At 73.0% G+C, this 18,210-nt stretch carries 14 protein-coding genes; 3 read left to right on the top strand and 11 right to left on the bottom strand.

What is annotated here, in order from left to right:
• Window positions 1–13: 13 nt before the first annotated feature.
• Window positions 14–2,932 carry a putative bifunctional diguanylate cyclase/phosphodiesterase gene (locus ACRAS8_RS10845; RefSeq protein ID WP_438485727.1) on the bottom strand — a complete coding sequence of 973 codons (2,919 nt, stop codon included), beginning with the start codon at window positions 2,930–2,932 and terminating at the stop codon, window positions 14–16.
• Between the two features lie 274 nt (window positions 2,933–3,206).
• On the bottom strand, window positions 3,207–4,199 hold the full coding sequence (locus ACRAS8_RS10850; protein WP_438485728.1) for a 2-hydroxyacid dehydrogenase: 993 nt from the start codon (window positions 4,197–4,199) through the stop codon (window positions 3,207–3,209).
• Between the two features lie 87 nt (window positions 4,200–4,286).
• Between ACRAS8_RS10850 and ACRAS8_RS10855 the strand changes: the two genes are divergently transcribed.
• Entirely contained in the window at window positions 4,287–5,327 is a 1,041-nt protein-coding gene (locus ACRAS8_RS10855; protein WP_438485729.1) for an aldo/keto reductase, read from the top strand.
• A 645-nt stretch (window positions 5,328–5,972) separates the two neighbouring features.
• On the opposite strand, the gene ACRAS8_RS10860 is transcribed toward ACRAS8_RS10855, so the two are convergent.
• The 5 genes from ACRAS8_RS10860 to ACRAS8_RS10880 form a co-directional block, all read right to left on the bottom strand.
• Complete coding sequence (locus ACRAS8_RS10860; RefSeq protein WP_438490416.1) at window positions 5,973–9,050, bottom strand: helix-turn-helix transcriptional regulator; 3,078 nt, start codon at window positions 9,048–9,050, stop codon at window positions 5,973–5,975.
• 76 nt (window positions 9,051–9,126) lie between these two features.
• Window positions 9,127–9,318 carry a hypothetical protein gene (locus ACRAS8_RS10865; RefSeq protein ID WP_438485730.1) on the bottom strand — a complete coding sequence of 64 codons (192 nt, stop codon included), beginning with the start codon at window positions 9,316–9,318 and terminating at the stop codon, window positions 9,127–9,129.
• Window positions 9,319–9,582: 264 nt separating this feature from the next.
• Window positions 9,583–10,239, bottom strand: coding sequence for a hypothetical protein (locus tag ACRAS8_RS10870; RefSeq protein WP_438485731.1), 657 nt, complete (start codon window positions 10,237–10,239; stop codon window positions 9,583–9,585).
• A gap of 65 nt (window positions 10,240–10,304) precedes the next feature.
• On the bottom strand, window positions 10,305–12,515 hold the full coding sequence (locus ACRAS8_RS10875; protein WP_438485732.1) for an MMPL family transporter: 2,211 nt from the start codon (window positions 12,513–12,515) through the stop codon (window positions 10,305–10,307).
• A 247-nt stretch (window positions 12,516–12,762) separates the two neighbouring features.
• Window positions 12,763–13,248: an ATP-binding protein gene (locus tag ACRAS8_RS10880; RefSeq protein WP_438485733.1), complete on the bottom strand. Its 486-nt coding sequence runs from the start codon at window positions 13,246–13,248 to the stop codon at window positions 12,763–12,765.
• A gap of 112 nt (window positions 13,249–13,360) precedes the next feature.
• On the opposite strand from ACRAS8_RS10880, the gene ACRAS8_RS10885 reads away from it, so the two are divergent.
• Both ACRAS8_RS10885 and ACRAS8_RS10890 read left to right on the top strand, forming a co-directional pair.
• Window positions 13,361–14,182 (top strand): helix-turn-helix domain-containing protein, encoded by an 822-nt coding sequence (locus ACRAS8_RS10885; RefSeq protein ID WP_438485734.1) that lies wholly within the window; start codon window positions 13,361–13,363, stop codon window positions 14,180–14,182.
• On the top strand, window positions 14,179–14,430 hold the full coding sequence (locus ACRAS8_RS10890; protein ID WP_438485735.1) for a DUF397 domain-containing protein: 252 nt from the start codon (window positions 14,179–14,181) through the stop codon (window positions 14,428–14,430). Before ACRAS8_RS10885 ends, ACRAS8_RS10890 begins: the two co-directional genes overlap by 4 nt.
• 83 nt (window positions 14,431–14,513) lie before the next feature.
• Here the strand turns inward: ACRAS8_RS10890 and gatB are convergent, their stop codons facing one another.
• From gatB to gatC, 4 genes are all read right to left on the bottom strand, one after another.
• Complete coding sequence (gatB, locus tag ACRAS8_RS10895; RefSeq protein ID WP_438485736.1) at window positions 14,514–16,022, bottom strand: Asp-tRNA(Asn)/Glu-tRNA(Gln) amidotransferase subunit GatB; 1,509 nt, start codon at window positions 16,020–16,022, stop codon at window positions 14,514–14,516.
• 31 nt (window positions 16,023–16,053) lie between these two features.
• On the bottom strand, window positions 16,054–16,296 hold the full coding sequence (locus ACRAS8_RS10900) for a membrane protein (protein WP_018539199.1): 243 nt from the start codon (window positions 16,294–16,296) through the stop codon (window positions 16,054–16,056).
• A gap of 67 nt (window positions 16,297–16,363) precedes the next feature.
• Entirely contained in the window at window positions 16,364–17,857 is a 1,494-nt protein-coding gene (gene gatA / locus ACRAS8_RS10905) for an Asp-tRNA(Asn)/Glu-tRNA(Gln) amidotransferase subunit GatA (protein WP_438485737.1), read from the bottom strand.
• 5 nt (window positions 17,858–17,862) lie between these two features.
• Window positions 17,863–18,159, bottom strand: coding sequence for an Asp-tRNA(Asn)/Glu-tRNA(Gln) amidotransferase subunit GatC (gene gatC / locus ACRAS8_RS10910; RefSeq protein WP_018539201.1), 297 nt, complete (start codon window positions 18,157–18,159; stop codon window positions 17,863–17,865).
• Window positions 18,160–18,210: the final 51 nt, after the last annotated feature.

Here is an 18,210-nt window from a genome sequence, read left to right on the forward strand (position 1 = left end):
GACGGAGGTCTCACTATTTGGGCGCAACGGGGGATGCCTCCGCGTCACCGGCCGCGGCGGTGTGCCGGACCGGACGGCTGCCGCTGAGCACCACCGCCCTGCCCTGGCCGGTCAGATCCGGCACCGGATAGCTGCCGCGGGTCAGCGCCCGGCGCAGCCGCGGCTCCTCCAGCGGCGCGGAGAAGGCCAGGCCCATGCCGTGCGTGCACCCCATGGAGCGCAGCGCCAGCACCTGCTCGGGCAGGTCCACGCCCTCCGCGACGGAATGCATGCCGAGGTCGGCGGCGATCCGCAGCATCCCGGCGGTGATCTTGTGCAGCCGGGTGGACTCCACCACGCCGTCGATCAGCCCGCGGTCCAGCCGCAGGACGTCGATGGGCAGCCGGCGCAGCGCGGTCATCGCGGCGTACCCACTGCCGTCCAGCGCGATCCGCACGCCGAGCCGGCGCAGCGCGCCCAGCCGGCGCTCCAGGTCGTCGAGCGGAATGCGGGGGTCGCTTTCGGACAACTCCAGGACGAGCGCACCCGAGGGGAGGCCGTGCCGGGCGAGCAGCGCCTCGATGGCCTTCGGGGTGAGCGCGCGGTCCAGCAGGCGCCGGGCGGAGAGCCGGACCGCGACCGGGATCTGGTGGCCGGCGCGGTGCCGGGCGGCGGCCTGCTCCACGGCCTCCTCCAGCTGCCAGCGGCCGAGTTCGGCGGCGCGCTCGCCGCCCTCGTCGGTCAGCCGCCCGCGGTCGCCGACCCGCAGGAACTCGGCGGGGGTGAAGAGGATGCCCTCGGCGGACCGCCAGCGGGCGTGCGCGGCGACCGCGGTGATCCGGCCGCCGGCCAGCTCGACGACCGGCTGGTGGAGCAGCGCGAACTCGCCGTCCTGGAGGGCGGTGCGGAGCTTGCTGACGAGCTCGGCGCGGTGCGCGACCTCGTCCTGCATCTGCGGGGCGTACAGCTCGACGCGGCCCTTGCCGGCCTGCTTGGCGCGGTACATCGCGAGGTCGGCGTTGCGCAGCAGGCCCGCGGGGCTGACGCCCGGCTCGGCGAAGGCGACGCCGATGCTGGCCGCGACGCGGACGTCCCGGCCGTCGATGCGGTAGGGGTCGGAGAGCCGGACGCGCAGCCGGTCGGCGATCTCCAGGATGCGGAACTCCCGGGCGGCGCGGTCGCGGGTGCCGTCGCCGGTGATGAGGGCGGCGAACTCGTCGCCGCCGAGCCGGGCCGCTATGTCGCCGGCCCGCACCGACTCGGCGAGCCTGCGGGCCGCCTGGATCAGCAGCTCGTCGCCCGCCTGGTGGCCGATGGTGTCGTTGACCTGCTTGAAGCCGTCGAGGTCGATGTAGAGCACGGCGGTGTCGTGGTCGCTGGCCCGGCGGCCGGTGACGGCCTTGGTGACCCGCTCGGTGAACAGCGCGCGGTTGGGGAGGTCGGTGAGGGCGTCGTGCGAGGCGTTGTGCTGGAGCTGGGCCTGGAGCCGGACGCGCTCGGTGACGTCGCGGGAGTTGAAGATCAGGCCGCCGTGGTGGCGGTTGACCGTGGACTCGACGTTGAGCCACCCTCCCCCGCTGTCGGCTTCGCCCGGGCGGGAGGTGCCCCCGCCGCCGGCGCGCCGCCCGCCGGCCCGGAAGCGGCACTCGATCCGGGTGGTCGGCTCGGCCTCGGGCGAGGCGGCGAGGAAGCGGCGGACCTCGTGGACCACCCGGCCCAGGTCCTCGGGGTGGATCAGCGAGGCCAGCTCGGAGCCGACCAGCTCCTCCGCGTCGCGGCCGTAGACCCCGGCGGCGGCGGGGCTGACGTAGCGCAGCACACCCGTCGGCGCGGCGATCATGATGACGTCGCTGGAGCCCTGCACCAGGGAGCGGAAGTGGTTCTCCTGCTGCGCGAGTTCCTGGGTGAGGGTGATGTTGTCGAGCAGCATGATGCCCTGCCGGACGACCAGGGCCAGTACGACCGTGCAGCCGGTGAAGAGCACCACGCGGTCGATGCGGCGCCCGTCCAGGACGTTGGTGAGGATCCCCAACGTGCAGACGGCGGCGGCCAGATACGGCGTCAAGGCGGCCAGCGAGCCGGCGATGGGGCGGCTGCCGGACGGCTGCGGGCGGCGCGCCTCGGGACCGGGGCTCTCGCCGGCGGTCTCCGCGGCGGACCGGCGGCCCACCCACGGGGCGTACGCGAAGAGCATCGAGCCGGCGAACCAGCCGGCGTCCAGGATCTGGCCGGAGCGGTAGTGGTCGTGCAGCAGCGGGGAGCTGAACAGCGCGTCGCACAGCACCGTCAGCGCCAGTGCGGCGATGGCGGTGTTGATCGCCGAGCGGTGCACCGAGGAGCGCCGGAAGTGCAGCGCCAGGACCATGCTCACCAGCACGATGTCCAGCAGCGGGTAGGCCAGCGAGAGGGCGCTCTGGGCGACCGTGCGGCCCTGGAAGTGCGCGGTGTGCGCGAGCGCGAGGCTCCAGGACAGCGTCAGCAGCGAGCCGGCGATCAGCCAGGCGTCGAGCCCGAGGCAGATCCAACCGGCCCTGGTCACCGGCCGCTTGGCGAGCACCAGCAGGCCGACGATGGCCGGCGGCGCGAACAGCAGGAAGCAGAAGTCGGCCAGCGAGGGATTGGGCACGGCGGCCCCGCGGACGACCTCGTACCAGCCCCAGACGCCGTTGCCGAGGCCGGCCATCCCGGAGGAGACGGCGAACAGCACCCAGGCGGGGCGGAAGGGCGTGGCGTGCCGGCGGGCGTACAGGCCGCAGGAGACGGCGGCGACGAGGGCGGCCACGCTGAGCCCGAAGTCCCCCATGATCTGGGCGAGTCGGGGTGATCCCCAGCCCATCACGGAGCCGACGGCGTAGGCGCCGCAGACGACGGCCAGCGCGACCTGGGGCACCGGGTTCGGCGCGCCGCCGGCCTGTGCGGGCGACCGGGAGAGCATCGCCCCCGGGGCGCTCACCGTGCTCTCCCGTTCACCCGGGCAGGACCGCGTCGGGAGCGGTGCGTGCGGAGTCCCGGCGGCATCGCTGCGGGCGGTCGTGGATCGCGTGTCTCGCGGATCATCCCTCGGCAGTACATCGCCCGTCGCCCCCCTCGGTTCCGGATCTTTCGTATCGCGCCGTGACGATCCCGGCGCATCCCCGCTCGGGACGATACACCAGATCCGTCACTCAGGGACATAGCACCTCTACGGAGCGTGACCATCTAGGGATTTGTAGACACGGAGAGCAGTGCTACGGCCTCGTAGAGCGATCAACTCCCGATTCCGGTGCGGTGGCGACGACGTTCCGGACCGGCTCACCGGCCGCGAAAAGCGCCAACTGACCGCGCAGCAGCCGCTTCGCACGGGGCAGGAAGGCAGAGCTGGGGCCCCCGACGTGTGGAGTGACGAGCACGCCGGGAGCGTGCCACAGCGGGTGACCGGCCGGCAGGGGTTCCGGATCGGTGACGTCGAGGGCGGCGCGCAGCCGTCCCGACGCGGTCTGGGCGAGCAGCGCGGCGGTGTCGACGACCGCTCCCCGGGCGACGTTCACCAGAAGTGCGCCGTCCTTCATCCGGGCCAGGAAATCGCGTCCTACCAGGCCACGGGTGTGCTCGGTGAGTGGAACGGCGAGGATGACGACGTCCGCGGCGGGCAGGAGGGCGGACAGCTCGGAGAGTGGATGCACCGGACCGCGCACAGTGTCACGGGCGGTGCGCGCGATGCGCATCACCCGCGCGCACTCGAAAGGCGTGAGCCGGTCCTCGATGGCACTGCCGATCGAACCATAGCCCACAATGAGGACCGACTTGTCGGCGAGCGCCGGCCGGAACTCGGGCCGCCACTCCCCGGCGTCCTGGGCGCGGACGAATTCCGGGACACCGCGCAGCGATGCCAGCGTCAGGGTGAGCGCCAGCTCGGCGGTGCTGGCGTCGTGCAGCCCGCGGGCGTTGCACAACCGGGCGCCGGGCGGCATCCGGTCGAGCCCCGGGAGCAGGTTCTCGATCCCGGCCGTGAGGGCCTGCACCACGCGCACCCGGCTCATCCGCGCCAGCGGACGCAGACAGACGTCGGCGGGCTTCATGTAGGGGACCGCGTAGAAGACGCAGCGGGCGGGGTCGGCGGGGTACTCGGGACCGGCGTCCCAGTGGACGTAGTCGAGGCCCTCGGGGAGGCCGTCGATCTCCTCGGGCGGGATCGGGAGCCAGACGTCGCCGGGGGCCGCGTGCGGTTGTGCTGTTGCCATGGCCCGAGGCTATGCGAAGAGACGTTTGGTTCAGACGTTAGTTTGGTCTGGCCCTTGATCGGGGGCGAGGGACGGAGGCACGACCAGGTGGAGCGCAGGACAATCGGTGCGGCGGCCCTGGAGGTCGGCGCGATCGGCCTCGGCTGCATGCCGATGAGCTGGGGGTACAGCGCGTCGCAGCGCAGCAAGGAGGGGTCGCTGCGGGCACTGCACGCCGCGCTCGACCGGGGGTGCAGCCTGCTGGACACCGCCGACATGTACGGCCCGTTCACCAACGAGCTGCTGGTGGGACGGGTGCTCAAGGAGCGGCGGGCGGACGCCTTCGTCTCGACCAAGTGCGGGCTGCTGGCCGGGGACCAGCACATCGTCGCCAACGGCCGGCCCGGCTACATCAAGCGCGCCTGCGACGCCTCGCTGCGCCGGCTCCGGACCGACCGCATCGACCTGTACCAACTCCACCGCGCCGACCCCGAGGTGCCCATCGAGGAGACCTGGGGGGCGATGGCGGAGCTGGTGGCCGCCGGGAAGGTGCGGTCGCTGGGGCTGTGCGCGGTGGGGGCGCGTGCGGCGCGGCCGCCGCGTGCCGTGCGGACGGGGCGGGTGGCGCCCGGTGGCCGGGGGCCGCGGGGCGCGGGGCTGCACGCCGGGACGCTGCGTCAACTGGAGCGCATCCAGCAGGTGTTCCCGGTGAGCAGCGTGCAGGCGGAGCTGTCGGTGTGGTCGCCGGAGGCGCTGGCGGAGCTGCTGCCGTGGTGCGAGTCGCGCGGGGTGGGGTTACTGGCCGCGATGCCGCTGGGCAACGGCTTCCTGACCGGCACGCTCACCCCCGGCCAGGGCTTCGAACCGGAGGACATACGGGCCCGGCACCCGCGTTTCACCGCCGAGATGATGGCCGCCAACCAGCCGGTGGTGGCCGGGCTGCGACGGGTCGGCGCCCGCCACGGGGCCACCCCCGGGCAGGTGGCGCTGGCCTGGGTGCTGGCCCAGGGGCGCCATGTGGTTCCCGTGCCGGGGACGAAGAAGGAGGGGTGGGCCGTGCAGAATGCGAAGGCAGCGGAGCTGCTGTTGAGCCCGGGGGATCTGCGGGAGATCGCGGAGCTGCCGAGGGCTCGGGAGTCGTGGTATTAGCCGGCGCTTGGCTGGCTTCCCACGTAGCCGGCGTTCCGCCGGGGTTTGCCGCTTGCCTGTTGCGCCTGCGGCGCGTTGCTTGTCCGCTGCGCGGGGCTGTTCGGCCGCGGTGCGATTCCGCTGCGCGGGGCTGTTGGGTGCGGTGCCGGGCCTCCGGGGCAGGGGGTGTCCGGACTGCTTCGCTTTACGTCCGGACACCCCCTGCCCCTCCGACCCGTCCCCTCCCGTGGGTTGGGTTGATTCCAGGTGCGTTGGGGCGCCTGCCCGGTGGGCAAGTGCCGGTTCCGGACTGATGGGTGGCCGTCCACCGATGAGTGACCGTCGGGGGACCAGGCGGCTCAGCCCCCACCCACCGTTTTCATGACCCCCAACGGGAGGGGACGGGTCGGAGGGGGTGGTGTGCCGGACGTAAAGCGAAGCAGTCCGGCACACCACCCCCGGAGGCCCGTCACCGCACCCGAAAGCCCCGCGCAGCGGACAACTCCCGCCGCCAGGCGACACGGCGCCGCACCCGGCAACGTGGGAAGCCGGCCAAGCGCAGCGGAAGGGCCCCGCGCAGCGGACCAGCAATGCGCCGCCAGGCGCAAAAAAGGCGAACCCCTACGGCGGGGAAGCCGGGTACGTGGGGCGAGCCGCCCGGGGGCGTCAGGTGGGTGCGCGGTCGGCGAAGAGGCGGAGGCGGTGGGCGACGGCGCCTGCTTCGCCGCGGCCGGAGACGCCCAGTTTGGCGAGGATGTTGGAGACGTGGACGCTGGCGGTCTTCGGCGAGATGAAGAGGGTGTCGGCGATCTGGCGGTTGCTGCGGCCGTCGGCGACGAGGCGGAGCACGTCCCGCTCGCGGGGGGTCAGACCGAGGGTCTCGGCGGCGGGCGGTGGTGAGGCGGCCGCGGGGCCGTTCGCCGCGGCCGGTGCCGTCCGGCCGGGGAGGGGTATCCGGGCGCGCTGGGCGAGGAGTTCGAGTTCGCCGATCAGCGGGCGGGCGCCCATCCCGACGGCGGCGGTGTGGGCCTGGCCGAGCAGCAGTACGGCGGCCTCGCGCGGGGTGCGGCCGTCGAGGCCGGCGGTGGCGCGCTCGGTGCCGTGCAGCAGCGACTCGGCCCAGCGGCAGCAGCACCAGGCGAGTTCGTGCGGCCGCTCCAGCGGCTCGAAGGCGGCGACCGCCGCGGCCCAGGCGTCGGGCGACTCCCGGCCCTCGGCGCGGCGGAGTTCGGCCTCGACGGCCGTGCCGTAGGCGTCCCACACCGGGGAGAGCCGGGCCGGCCGCTTGGCGGCGGCGCGCAGGCGGGCGAGGATCGCGGGCCGGTCGGGGGCGGCGGCGGGCAGGCCGCGGGCGTCGGACTCGGCGGCGGCCGCCGCCCACAGGAGCGGCCAGGCATAGCGGTGCAGTCCGGGGGCGGAGCCGGCTTCCAGGGCGGACTGGACGAGGATGGCGCGGGCGTCGAGGATCCGGCCCTGGCGGGCGGCGAGCCGCAGGGCGTGCCGGGCCATCGGCAGGGCGTGCTGCGGCTGGGGGTCGTGGGTGCCGTAGTGCTCCTGGGCGACGGCCAGTTCGCGCTCGGCGGCGGCGAGGTCGCCCTCGGCCAGGGCCAGGTCGGCGAGCCGACTGGCGGCCAGGGCGATGCTGCGGTGGTCCTGGGCGAGGCGGCGGGCGTCGGCGGCGGCCCGGCCGGCCTCGGCCCAGCGGCCGAGGGACTGGAGCGACTCGGAGCGGTTGCTCAGCACCCAGCTGGCGGTGTTCTTCAGGCCGTAGCGGGTGGCGAGTTCGACGCCCTGCTCGGTGACCTCGACGGCCTCGCGGGACCGGCCGACGCCTTCGAGGGTGCCCGGGAGGTTGACGTGGCCGCGGCCGATGACGGCGAAGTAGCCACGCTGCACGGCGCGGTCGAGGACGGTGCGGAACTCGCCGAGGCCGCCCTCGACGTCCCCGGCGTCCACCCGCAGCCCTGCCAGCGTCACCCGGGAGTTCAGCTCGGCCTCCTCGTCGCCCACCAACCGGGCCAGCTCCACGGCCCGTTCGGCGGTGGTGAAGGTGCCGGGGCCCGGTTCGTGGAGCATCTGCCAGCTGGCGACGGCGGCCATGACCGTGGCGTGCACGGAGGACGGCGGCAGGCCGCGCATCAGCTCCTGGGCCTTGCCCAGGTCCTCCCAGCCGTCGCCGCGGCCGGTGCCCTGGCAGAGCCGGGAGCGCTGCACCAGGAACCAGGCGGTGCGCAGCGGGTCGTTCTCGGAGCGCAGGGCGCGCAGGGCGCGCTTGGTGATCGTGAAGGCCCGCTCGCCGTCGCCGGAGAGCCGGGCGGCCACCGCGATCTCGGCGAGCAGGTCCAGGAAGCGCAGGGCGTCGTCGTCGCAGCCGCAGGCCGGGTACGCCTCGGCGTAGTCGACCGGGCGCACGCCCTGGCGGACCTCGGGGGGCGCGTCGTCCCACAGCTCCAGGGCGCGGTCCAGCAGCCGGAGTTGCTCGGCGTAGGCGTGCCGGCGGCGGGCCTGGACGGCGGCGGCGAGGACGGCGGGCAGCGCCTTGGCGGCGTCGTGGGCCTTGTACCAGTAGCTGGCGAGGCGGGTGGCGCAGACCTCCGAGCGGACCAGGGACGGGTCGGTCTCCAGGGCCTGTGCGTAGCGGCGGTTGAGGCGGGTGCGCTCGCCGGGCAGGAGGTCGTCGACGACGGCCTCGCGGACCAGGGCGTGCCGGAAGCGGTAGCCGGTGCCGTCCTGGGTGGGGAGCAGGGTGTTGGTGCCGACGGCGGCCCGGAGTGCCTCGATGAGGTCGTCCTCGGGCATCTGACAGACGGCGGCGAGGAGTTCGTGCTCGACGGTGGAGCCGCCCTCGGCGGCGATCCGCACCACCCGCTGGGCGTCCTCGGGGAGCGCCTCGACGCGCACCAGCAGCAGGTCCCGCAGCGGGTCGCTGAGGCCGTAGACGCAGCCGTCGGCGAGGCTGCGGGCCAGCTCCTCGACGAAGAAGGCGTTGCCCTCGGAGCGCTTGAAGACCCGGTCGACGGTGTCCTCCCCGGGCTCGCTGCCCTGGATGCCGGCGATCTGGGAGCGGACCTCGTCGCGGTTGAAGCGGGCCAGCTCGATGCGGCGGACGGTGCGCATCCGGTCGATCTCGGCGAGGAACGGGCGCAGCGGGTGGCGGCGGTGGATGTCGTCGGAGCGGTAGGTGGCGACGAGGAGGATGTGGGCGTCGTGGAGGGCGCGCAGGAGGTAGGCGAGCAGCTCGCGGGTGGAGCGGTCGGCCCAGTGGAGGTCCTCGACGAGGATGACGAGGGTGCGGCGGGCGGCGAGCCGCTCCAGGAGGCGGGCGGTCAGCTCGAAGAGCCGGGCCCGGCCCAGCTCCTCGTTGCCCGACTCGCCCGCGGTCTCGCCCAACTCCGGGAGGATGCGGGCCAGTTCGCCCTCCTGGCCGGAGACGGCGGCGGCCAGCTCGTCCCGGAGCTGGGCGTTGAGGCTGTGCAGGATCGAGGAGAAGGGGGCGAACGGCAGGCCCTCGGAACCGATCTCGATGCAGCCGCCGAGCGCGACGTGCGCGCCGCGGGCGCGGGCCGTCTCGCAGAACTCCTCGATGAGACGGGTCTTGCCGACGCCGGCCTCGCCCCCGATCAGCAGGGCCTGGGGCTCGCGGGACGCCGCGGCCCGCGCCAGCGCGTCGCCCAGCTCGGCGACTTCGGCGGCGCGGCCGACGAAAACGGGACTGATGGGTCTGCTCTCCACGCTGCCGAGCATCGCACAGGGGTCTGACACTCCGGCAGTGGCCTGCGGCACACCCACGGCTGTCCCTGGTTCTCACGCCCCGGGACGGTCAGGCGGCGGCGCGCCGGACGCGCAGCCACCGCCGGCCCCGGCCCGTACTCACCCGCCCTTCGGGTTCGTCCTCCCCGGAGCGGGCGGCGGTCCGCTCCGCCCCGGTGGCCTCGCGGACCAGGCGGCGGCGGTCGGCCTCGCGGCGCAGTTCCTCGTAGCGGACCCGGAGTTCGTGTTCGGAGACGTACATGGTGGCTCCCCTTGGGACGCGGTGGTGGCGCCGGGCCGGTCGCCCGGCGCCTTCGACCACCACTGTCGTCGCCCAAGGGGGTCCGCCACATCGGGAGAGTTCCCGATCTTCGGGCCGTAGCGGGGCCGTAGCGAGGCCGCGCATCCGGGGGCGGCGGGCGGCCGGGGGCTCAGAAACCCACGCCCGGGGGCGTAAAAGGCTTCAGAAAACCCCGGCCGCACGCCGGGCGCCTTAGGCGCGCCCGCCGCCGGCCTTAGGAGCGGCTCAGGCGCCGCCGCCCGGTGCCTTAGGAAGGCTGGGCACGCTCGCGATCAGGTCGAGGTACATGCCCGCCGAGACCAGCAGTCCGAGGAGGCCGAGCACCAGCCCGCCCCAGGCCACGGCCCGCACCCAGGTGCTGCGCCGGCCGGCCAGCACCACCGCGGCGACGAGCATGGCGAGCACCGCGAACACCCCGTTGACCAGGGCGGTGGTGTGCCAGGGGGCGCCGTAGACGGCGGCTATCTGGTCGGTGGCCTTGCCGGTCTGGAGGTTGATCTGGCCCAGCAGGGTCTGGCGTTGGGCGAGCAGGGTGCTGAGCCAGGTGCCGGTGAGGGACGCCAGGCCGAGCCCGGCGGCGACCACCGCGCCGGCGCCGGCGGCGGCACCGGACGGAGCGGGCGCGGGTTCCGCCGGGGCGTCGGCCTCGTCGTTCTCGTGCTCGTTCTCGGCGGCGGCCTTGTCGTTCTCGTTTCCGTTCCCGGCGTCGGTGTCGGTGTCGTCGGCGGTGGCGGTGCCGGTGCCGGTGCCGACCTTGGCCTCGTCGGCCCCGGCGCCTTCAGCGGGCGTGCCGGCCGCCTTGTCCTTGGTCTCCCCGTTCTTGTGCGTCGCTTCCTTCTTGATCGGCTCGTCGTCGGTTCGCTTGTCGGTCGTCGTTCCCATGGGCGCGACCGTAGGTGCCGCGTCTGAGAGTCCGATGAGAACCGGCCCGCGTCCTGCTCCGGGCGTCAGACCGCCACCGGGGGCCGGTCGTCCGCCGGCGGGGCGGGGGCGACGGCGGGCTCCGGCGGCGGTTCGATGCTCAGGTGCGGCAGGCGGCGGTCCAGCCAGGCCGGCAGCCACCAGTTGGCGCCGCCCAGCAGGTGCATCAGAGCGGGGACCAGCAGGGTGCGCAGGACGAAGGCGTCCAGGGCGACCGCCGTGGCGAGGCCGATGCCGAACATGGCGATGATCCGGTCGCCACTGAGGACGAAGGCCGCGAAGACCGCAATCATGATCACCGCGGCCGAGTTGATCACCCGGCTCGTCTCGGCGAGCCCGACCCGTACGGCCCTCCGGTTGTCGCCCGTCCGCCGCCACTCCTCGTACATCCGGCTGACCAGGAAGACCTGGTAGTCCATGGAGAGCCCGAAGAGCACCGAGACCATGATCACCGGGAGGAACGGCTCGATCGGGCCGGCGCTGCCCAGGCCCAGCGCCTCGCTCCCCCACCCCCACTGGAAGACCGCGACGACGATCCCGAACGAGGCGGCGACCGCCGCGAGGTTCATCAGAGCGGCCTTGACGGGGATGCCGACGCTGCGGAAGGCGAGCAGCAGCAGGACGGAGCCGAGGCCGATGACCACGCCCATGAAGAGCGGCAGTTTGCCGACGATGACGGCGGCGAAGTCGTCGTAGCCGGCGGTGACCCCGCCGACCCGCACCCGGAGGGTGGTGCCCTCGGTGGCGGCCGGCAGCACCGTGCCGCGCAGCCGGTCGACGAGGTCGGAGGTGCGCCGGGACTGCGGCGCGCTGTCCGGTACGACGGTGATCACGCCGGTGGCGTGGCCGCCGTCGAACTCCGGGCCGCTGACCTGGGCGACGCCGGGGGTGTGCCGGAGGGTGCGCGGGAGCTTGTCGAAGGCGAGCCGGTCGGTGGCGCCGTCCAGTGAACCGACCAGGGTCAGCGGCCCGTTGACGCCGGGCCCGAAACCGTCCGCCAGCAGGTCGTACGCCTTGCGGGTGGTGCTGGTCGCGGGGTCGTTGCCCTGGTCGGAGGTGCCGAGGCGGAGGCCGAGGGTCGGCAGCGCCAGGGCGACCATCACGGCGGCGGCGACGGCGCCGAGGAGCTTGGGGCGGCGGGCGACGAAGCCGGCCCAGCGGGCGGCGGCGCCGGTGCGCCGGTCGGGCCGCGGCCCTTCGGCGGCCAGCCGGCGGCGCTCGCGGCGGCCCAGCGCCCGGGTCCCGATCAGGCCGAGCAGCGCGGGCAGCAGGGTGACGGAGGCGGCGACGGTGAGGACGACGGTGAGCGAGGCGGCCAGCGCGACCCCGTTGAGGAACCCCAGCCGCAGGGTGAGCATGCCGAGCAGGGCGATGCAGACGGTGACGCCGGCGAAGACCACCGCGCGCCCGGATACCGCCACCGCGCGCACCGCGGACTCCTGGACGGTGAGCCCGGCCCGCAGCCCTTTCCGGTACCGGGTGACGATGAAGAGCGCGTAGTCGATGCCCACCCCGAGGCCGATCAGCGTGCCCAGCATCGGGGCGAAGTCGGCGATCGTCATGACGTGGCCGAGCAGGCTGGTCCCGGCGGCGGCGGTGCCGACGGCGGCCAGCGCGGTGACGATCGGCAGCAGGGTCGCGGCCAGCGACCCGAAGGCGAGGAAGAGCACCACGGCCGCCGCGGCCAGCCCGATGAGCTCCGGCAGCCGTTCCTGCGGTGCCTGGGTGAGGGCGGCGCCGGGCCCGCCGACCTCGACCTGGAGGCCGCCGCCGGCCGCCGCCCGGGCGGTCCTGACCACCGCGCCGGCCTGCGCCGGGGACAGGTCGTCGGGCGAGGCGCGGAACGCCACCGCGGCGTAGGCGGTGTGCCCGTCGCGGCTGATCTGCCGGCCGCCGCCGGGCTCGTAGGGGCTCCGGACGGCGGCGACGCCCGGCAGCCGGGAGACCTCGGCCAGCGTGCGCTCCATAGAGGCGCGGACGTCGGCGGCCCGAACGCCGCCGCTCCCGGCCCCGGCCCCCGTGTGCCAGACGATGGTGTCGGTATCCCCGGCGCGGTCCGGGAACGCCTTGGCCAGCAGCGCGCCGGCCCGCCCGGACTCGGTCCCCGGGACCGCGTAGTCGCTGGAGTACGCCGATCCGGCCACCCCTGCGGCGACCGCGGTTCCCGTGAAGGCGGCGAGCCACAGGAGGATCACCACGAGGCGGCGCCTGAGGCACCAGCGAGCCAGAGCGGTCACGGGCTGCTTCCCGGTTGTGCGCCGAAAACTCCCGGGAGCGGGTGGTGCCGAACGCGGACGGACAGGGGTTGCGGAACGGGGACGGCGCGGGTCCGCCGCGGCCGTGCGCCGACGCGGCGGACCCGCTTCCGAGTGCAGGGTGTCAGCCCGAAAAGATCCTTTGACCCCTTTGTGGGCTTCCCCACAAAGAACGGGGAATAGACAACCCGGCCCGCTTATGGGGCAGTTATCGCCTAACAAATGCCCCTTACTTGCCCATTGCGGACGAAGGTGGCTGCGAGTGCGGGCCGCCCGGCAAAGGCGGACCGGGCGACTCCACGCCGATCCCCCACCACTCACACCACACGATCTTGCCGGGCACGCGCTCCCCGACGCCCCATTTGTCCGCCAGTGCGGACACCAGCAGCAGCCCCCGCCCGGACTCCTCGTCCGCCGCGCCGCCCGGCTCCGGCAACCGCGGTTCCCCGTCACCACTGTCGTGCACCTCGACCCGCAGCAGCCCGTCCTCGGCCCCCAGCGCCAGCCACAGCCGGTAGCCGCGCCCCGGCGGGACGCCGTGCAGCAGCGCATTGGTGGCCAGTTCGCTCACACAGAGCACGACGTCGTCCGCACGGCGCCGCACACCCCAGCCCGCCAGCGCGCTCCGCGCGAACTCCCTGGCCAGCCGCACGGATCGGCGCTCGCGCCGGTAGAAGGCCGCACGCACCCGCACGGCCTGGATCTCCTCTTGCATACCCCCACTGTCACAGGGGGTGATTACGCTGGGCCACAGCGTGATTTCGTACAGATTCGATGTACGACTTCCAGCCGTGTCGGACGGTTATGGGGAGGGGAAGGCAGTGCGCATGCACGCGGCGAAGAAACCGAAGAGGATCACGTCCTGGCATGTGATCGGAGCCCAGTTGAGCCACTTCCGGCGGACGGCCCGGCTGACGCAGCCGGCGCTCGCCGAGGCGGCGGGCGTCCACGAGGACACCATCGGCTCCATCGAGCAGGGCCGCAGACCACTGAAGATCGACCTGGCCGAGACGTTCGACGAAATCCTCGGCACGAAGGGGGTGTTGGCGGTCGCGGTGGCGAAGGTGCCGCAGAAGGAACGCTTTCCGGCCTTCGTGCAGGACTTCGTCGAGTACGAAGCGGAAGCCCTGTCCCTGTTCTCGTACGAGAACCACGTCGTGCCCGGCATGTTGCAAACGGCGGACTACGCGCAGGCCGTCTTCTCGTGCCTGTTCCCGCCCATCAGCGAAGCGGAGGCCGCCGAACGGCTCTCGGCTCGACTCGATCGTCAGCAGCTGCTGCAACGAGATCCGTCGCCAGTCCTGCACTTCATCCTGGAGGAGGTGATCCTGCACCGGCCGGTCGGCGACGCGGAGGTGCTGCGGCAGCAGATCAGGCATCTGCGGCAGTGTGCGGAGTTGCCGTTCGTCGGGCTTCAGGTCATGGCAACATCCCGCACGAAGCATGCAGGCTTGGACGGTCCGATCGTTTTGCTGGAGACAACCGATCACGGTCAACTTGCCTATATCGAAGGCCAACGAGTCAGCTACCTCGTAGATGAACCGGACGAGGTCAGTGTCCTCCAACAGAAATATGGGATGCTGCGGTCGCAGGCACTGACACCAGAAGACAGCATCAGCCTGCTCGATCAACTGGCGGGAGAGGCATGAGCGATCTGGCCTGGTTCAAGTCCAGCTACAGCGGCGACGAAGGCGGCAACTGCCTCGAAGTCGCCTACGACTGGCGCAAGTCGAGCTACAGCGGCAGCGAGGGCGGCAACTGCCTCGAAGTCGCCACCTGCCCCTCCCCCAACCCCCACGCCACCATCCACATCCGCGACTCCAAGAACCCCGGCGGGCCGATGCTCACGCTCGGCGCCTCCGCCTGGGCGGCGTTCGTCGCGGACGTGGTGGGCTGAGCGGGCCACGTCCGGCACGCCTGACGTACGCGAAGCGGCCGCCCTCCGGAGGAGGAACGGCCGCTTCACATACAGGCGGGCGATCAGCCCTCGACGCCCAGCTTCTCCAGGATCAGCTCGCGGACGCGGGCCGCGTCGGCCTGGCCCCGCGTGGCCTTCATGACCGCGCCGACCAGGGCGCCGGCCGCGGCCACCTTGCCGCCGCGGATCTTGTCGGCGATGGCGGCGTTGGCGGCGATCGCCTCGTCCACCGCGGTGCCGAGCGCGCCCTCGTCGGAGACGACCTTCAGGCCGCGCTTCTCGACGACCGTGTCCGGGTCGCCCTCGCCGGCCAGCACGCCCTCGATGACCTGACGGGCCAGCTTGTCGTTGAGCGAGCCCTCGGCGACCAGCGCGGAGACCCGGGCCACCTGCTCCGGGGTGATCGGCAGCGCGGCCAGCTCCACCCCGTCCTCGTTGGCGCGGCGGGCCAGTTCGCCCATCCACCACTTGCGGGACGCGGCGGCGTCCGCGCCGGCGTCGGTGGTGGCGACGATCAGGTCCACGGCGCCCGCGTTGAGGATCGACTGCATGTCGTGCTCGGTGATCCCCCACTCCTCGCGGAGCCGGTTGCGGCGGACCCGCGGCAGCTCGGGCAGGGCGGCCCGCAGCTCCTCGACCCACTCGCGGGACGGGGCCACCGGCACCAGGTCGGGCTCGGGGAAGTAGCGGTAGTCCTCCGCCTCCTCCTTGACCCGGCCCGAGGTGGTCGAGCCGTCGTCCTCGTGGAAGTGCCGGGTCTCCTGGACGATCGTGCCGCCGGAGGAGAGCACCGCGGCGTGCCGCTGGATCTCGTAGCGGCAGGCCCGCTCCACGGAGCGCAGGGAGTTGACGTTCTTGGTCTCCGAGCGGGTGCCGAACTTCTCGGTGCCGTTGGGGCGCAGCGAGAGGTTCACGTCGCAGCGCATCTGGCCCATCTCCATGCGGGCCTCGGAGACGCCCAGCGCCTTGATGAGCTCGCGCAGCTCGGCGACGTACGCCTTGGCGACCTCGGGGGCGCGCGCGCCGGCGCCCTCGATCGGCTTGGTGACGATCTCGATGAGGGGGATGCCGGCGCGGTTGTAGTCGAGCAGCGAGTGCTGTGCGCCGTGGATGCGGCCCGTCGCGCCGCCGATGTGGGTGGACTTGCCGGTGTCCTCCTCCATGTGGGCGCGCTCGATGTGGACGCGGAAGACCTCGCCGTCCTCCAGCTGCACGTCGAGGTAGCCGTCGAAGGCGATCGGCTCGTCGTACTGGGAGGTCTGGAAGTTCTTCGGCATGTCCGGATAGAAGTAGTTCTTCCGGGCGAAGCGGCACCAGTCGGCGATGGTGCAGTTCAGGGCCAGGCCGATCTTGATCGCGGACTCCACGCCGGTCGCGTTGACGACCGGGAGGGAGCCGGGCAGGCCCAGACAGGTGGGGCAGGTCTGCGAGTTGGGCTCGGCGCCCAGGGTGGTCGCACACCCGCAGAACATCTTGGTCTTGGTACCGAGCTCGACGTGCACCTCCAGACCCATCACGGGGTCGTAGGCGGCCAGCGCGTCCTCGTACGGCACCAGGTCGGTGACAGTCACGGTGAAACTAACCTCTCAGGTCCGGCGCCGGTCAGCCCGCGAGGACGTCGTCGTCGTTGAGACGGCGCAGTTCGCGGACGAGCAGGGCGACGCCGGTGACGATGGCGGCGGCGGAGACAACGGCGTCGACCAGCTGGAGCGTGTCGTGCTCGCCCCTGGCCTTCTTCGCCTGCTTGACGACGCTCACCGCGCCGAACAGCGTGGTGCCGATGGACAGGTAGGTGCCGGGCTTGGACTTCTTGAAGTTCTTCGCCTTGGCCAGCTTTCCGCTCACAGCTCTCCTCCGAGGTCGTCGTTCTCCCCCAGTGCCCGGACGGCCTGGGCGGTGCCCGCAATTCCGCTCACAGCGCCGGTGCCTCCTCCAGAAGCGGGTGGCCCCACTTCTCGCCGAGCGCGGACTCGACCGCGGCGCCGACCTTGTAGAGCCGGTCGTCGGCCATGGCGGGGGCGATGATCTGGAGCCCCACCGGCAGCCCGTCCTCGGGGGCCAGCCCGCAGGGCAGCGACATGGCGGCGTTGCCCGCGAGGTTGGCGGGGATGGTGCACACGTCGGCGAGGTACATCGCCATCGGGTCGTCGGTGCGCTCGCCGATCGGGAACGCGGTGGTCGGCGTGGTCGGCGAGATGATCACGTCGACCTGCTCGAAGGCCCGCTCGAAGTCGCGGGTGATCAGCGTGCGGACCTTCTGGGCGCTGCCGTAGTACGCGTCGTAGTAGCCGGAGCTGAGCGCGTAGGTGCCGAGCATGATGCGGCGCTTGACCTCGGGGCCGAAGCCGGCCTCGCGGGTGAGCGCGGTGACCTCCTCGGCGGACTTCGTGCCGTCGTCGCCGACCCGCAGGCCGTAGCGCATGGCGTCGAAGCGGGCGAGGTTGGAGGAGCACTCGGAGGGCGCGATCAGGTAGTACGCGGCCAGCGCCAGGTCGAAGGACGGGCAGTCCAGCTCGACGATCTCGGCGCCCAGCTCGGTGAGCAGCGCCACCGACTCGTCGAAGCGCTGGAGCACGCCGGGCTGGTAGCCCTCGCCGCGGAACTGCTTGACGACGCCGACCCGCATCCCCTGCACGCTGCCGTTGCGGGCCGCCTCGACGACCGGCGGGACCGGGGCGTCGATGGAGGTGGAGTCCAGCGGGTCGTGGCCGGCGATGGCCTCGTGCAGCAGCGCCGCGTCCAGCACCGTACGGGCGCACGGGCCGCCCTGGTCCAGGGAGGACGAGAAGGCCACCATTCCGTAGCGGGAGACCCCGCCGTAGGTGGGCTTGACGCCGACGGTGCCGGTGACGGCGGCGGGCTGGCGGATCGAGCCGCCGGTGTCCGTGCCGATGGCGAGCGGGGCCTGGAAGGAGGCCAGGGCGGCGGAGGAGCCACCGCCGGAGCCGCCGGGGATCTTGGTGAGGTCCCAGGGGTTGCCGGTCGGCCCGTAGGCGCTGTTCTCGGTCGACGACCCCATGGCGAACTCGTCCATGTTGGTCTTGCCGAGGATGACGACGTCGGCGGCCTTGAGCTTCTTGGTCAGCGTCGCGTCGTAGGGCGCCATCCAGCCTTCGAGGATCTTCGAGCCGACGGTGGTCGGCATGCCCTCGGTGGTGAAGATGTCCTTCAGCGCGAGCGGGACGCCGGCCAGCGGGCCGAGCTTCTCGCCGCGGGCGCGCTTCTCGTCGACGGCGCGGGCCTGGGCCAGCGCGCCCTCGCGGTCCACGTGCAGGAAGGCGTGCACCTTCTCGTCGACGGCCTCGATGCGGGCCAGGTGGGCCTCGGTGACCTCGACGGCGGTGAGCTCGCCGGCGGCGATCCGCGCCGCGATCTCGGCGGCGGTGAGCTTGATCAGATCTGCCATGGTGGTCACTCCTCCCCCAGGATCTGCGGCACCTTGAAGCGCTGCTGCTCCGCGGCGGGAGCGCCGGAGAGCGCCTGCTCCGGGGTGAGCGACGGACGGACCTCGTCCGGACGCATCACATTCGTCAGCGGCAGCGGGTGGGAGGTCGGCGGGACGTCTTGACCGGCGACCTCGGAGACGCGGGCGACCGCGCCGATGATGTCGTCGAGCTGTCCGGCGAAGTGGTCGAGCTCTTCGTCCTTCAGCTCCAGACGTGCCAGCCGGGCGAGGTGGGCGACCTCCTCGCGCGTGATGCCAGGCATGCAGAGATCCTCTGGTGTTTTCGGCGGTGTTCTGGGCGGAGTGTTCCGGAA

It is taken from the genome of Streptomyces sp. S186, from assembly GCF_051603415.1.
GTDB lineage: Bacteria > Actinomycetota > Actinomycetes > Streptomycetales > Streptomycetaceae > Streptomyces.

What these genes read in the sequence shown, in the direction of transcription:
- gatC (WP_018539201.1), bottom strand. Translation starts at nt 18,159, where the DNA reads ATGCCTGGCATCACGCGCGAGGAGGTCGCCCACCTCGCCCGGCTGGCA.
- ACRAS8_RS10850 (WP_438485728.1), bottom strand. Translation starts at nt 4,199, where the DNA reads ATGGCAACAGCACAACCGCACGCGGCCCCCGGCGACGTCTGGCTCCCG.
- gatA (WP_438485737.1), bottom strand. Translation starts at nt 17,857, where the DNA reads ATGGCAGATCTGATCAAGCTCACCGCCGCCGAGATCGCGGCGCGGATC.
- ACRAS8_RS10885 (WP_438485734.1), top strand. Translation starts at nt 13,361, where the DNA reads ATGCACGCGGCGAAGAAACCGAAGAGGATCACGTCCTGGCATGTGATC.
- ACRAS8_RS10890 (WP_438485735.1), top strand. Translation starts at nt 14,179, where the DNA reads ATGAGCGATCTGGCCTGGTTCAAGTCCAGCTACAGCGGCGACGAAGGC.
- ACRAS8_RS10880 (WP_438485733.1), bottom strand. Translation starts at nt 13,248, where the DNA reads ATGCAAGAGGAGATCCAGGCCGTGCGGGTGCGTGCGGCCTTCTACCGG.
- ACRAS8_RS10860 (WP_438490416.1), bottom strand. Translation starts at nt 9,050, where the DNA reads ATGCTCGGCAGCGTGGAGAGCAGACCCATCAGTCCCGTTTTCGTCGGC.
- ACRAS8_RS10870 (WP_438485731.1), bottom strand. Translation starts at nt 10,239, where the DNA reads ATGGGAACGACGACCGACAAGCGAACCGACGACGAGCCGATCAAGAAG.
- ACRAS8_RS10865 (WP_438485730.1), bottom strand. Translation starts at nt 9,318, where the DNA reads ATGTACGTCTCCGAACACGAACTCCGGGTCCGCTACGAGGAACTGCGC.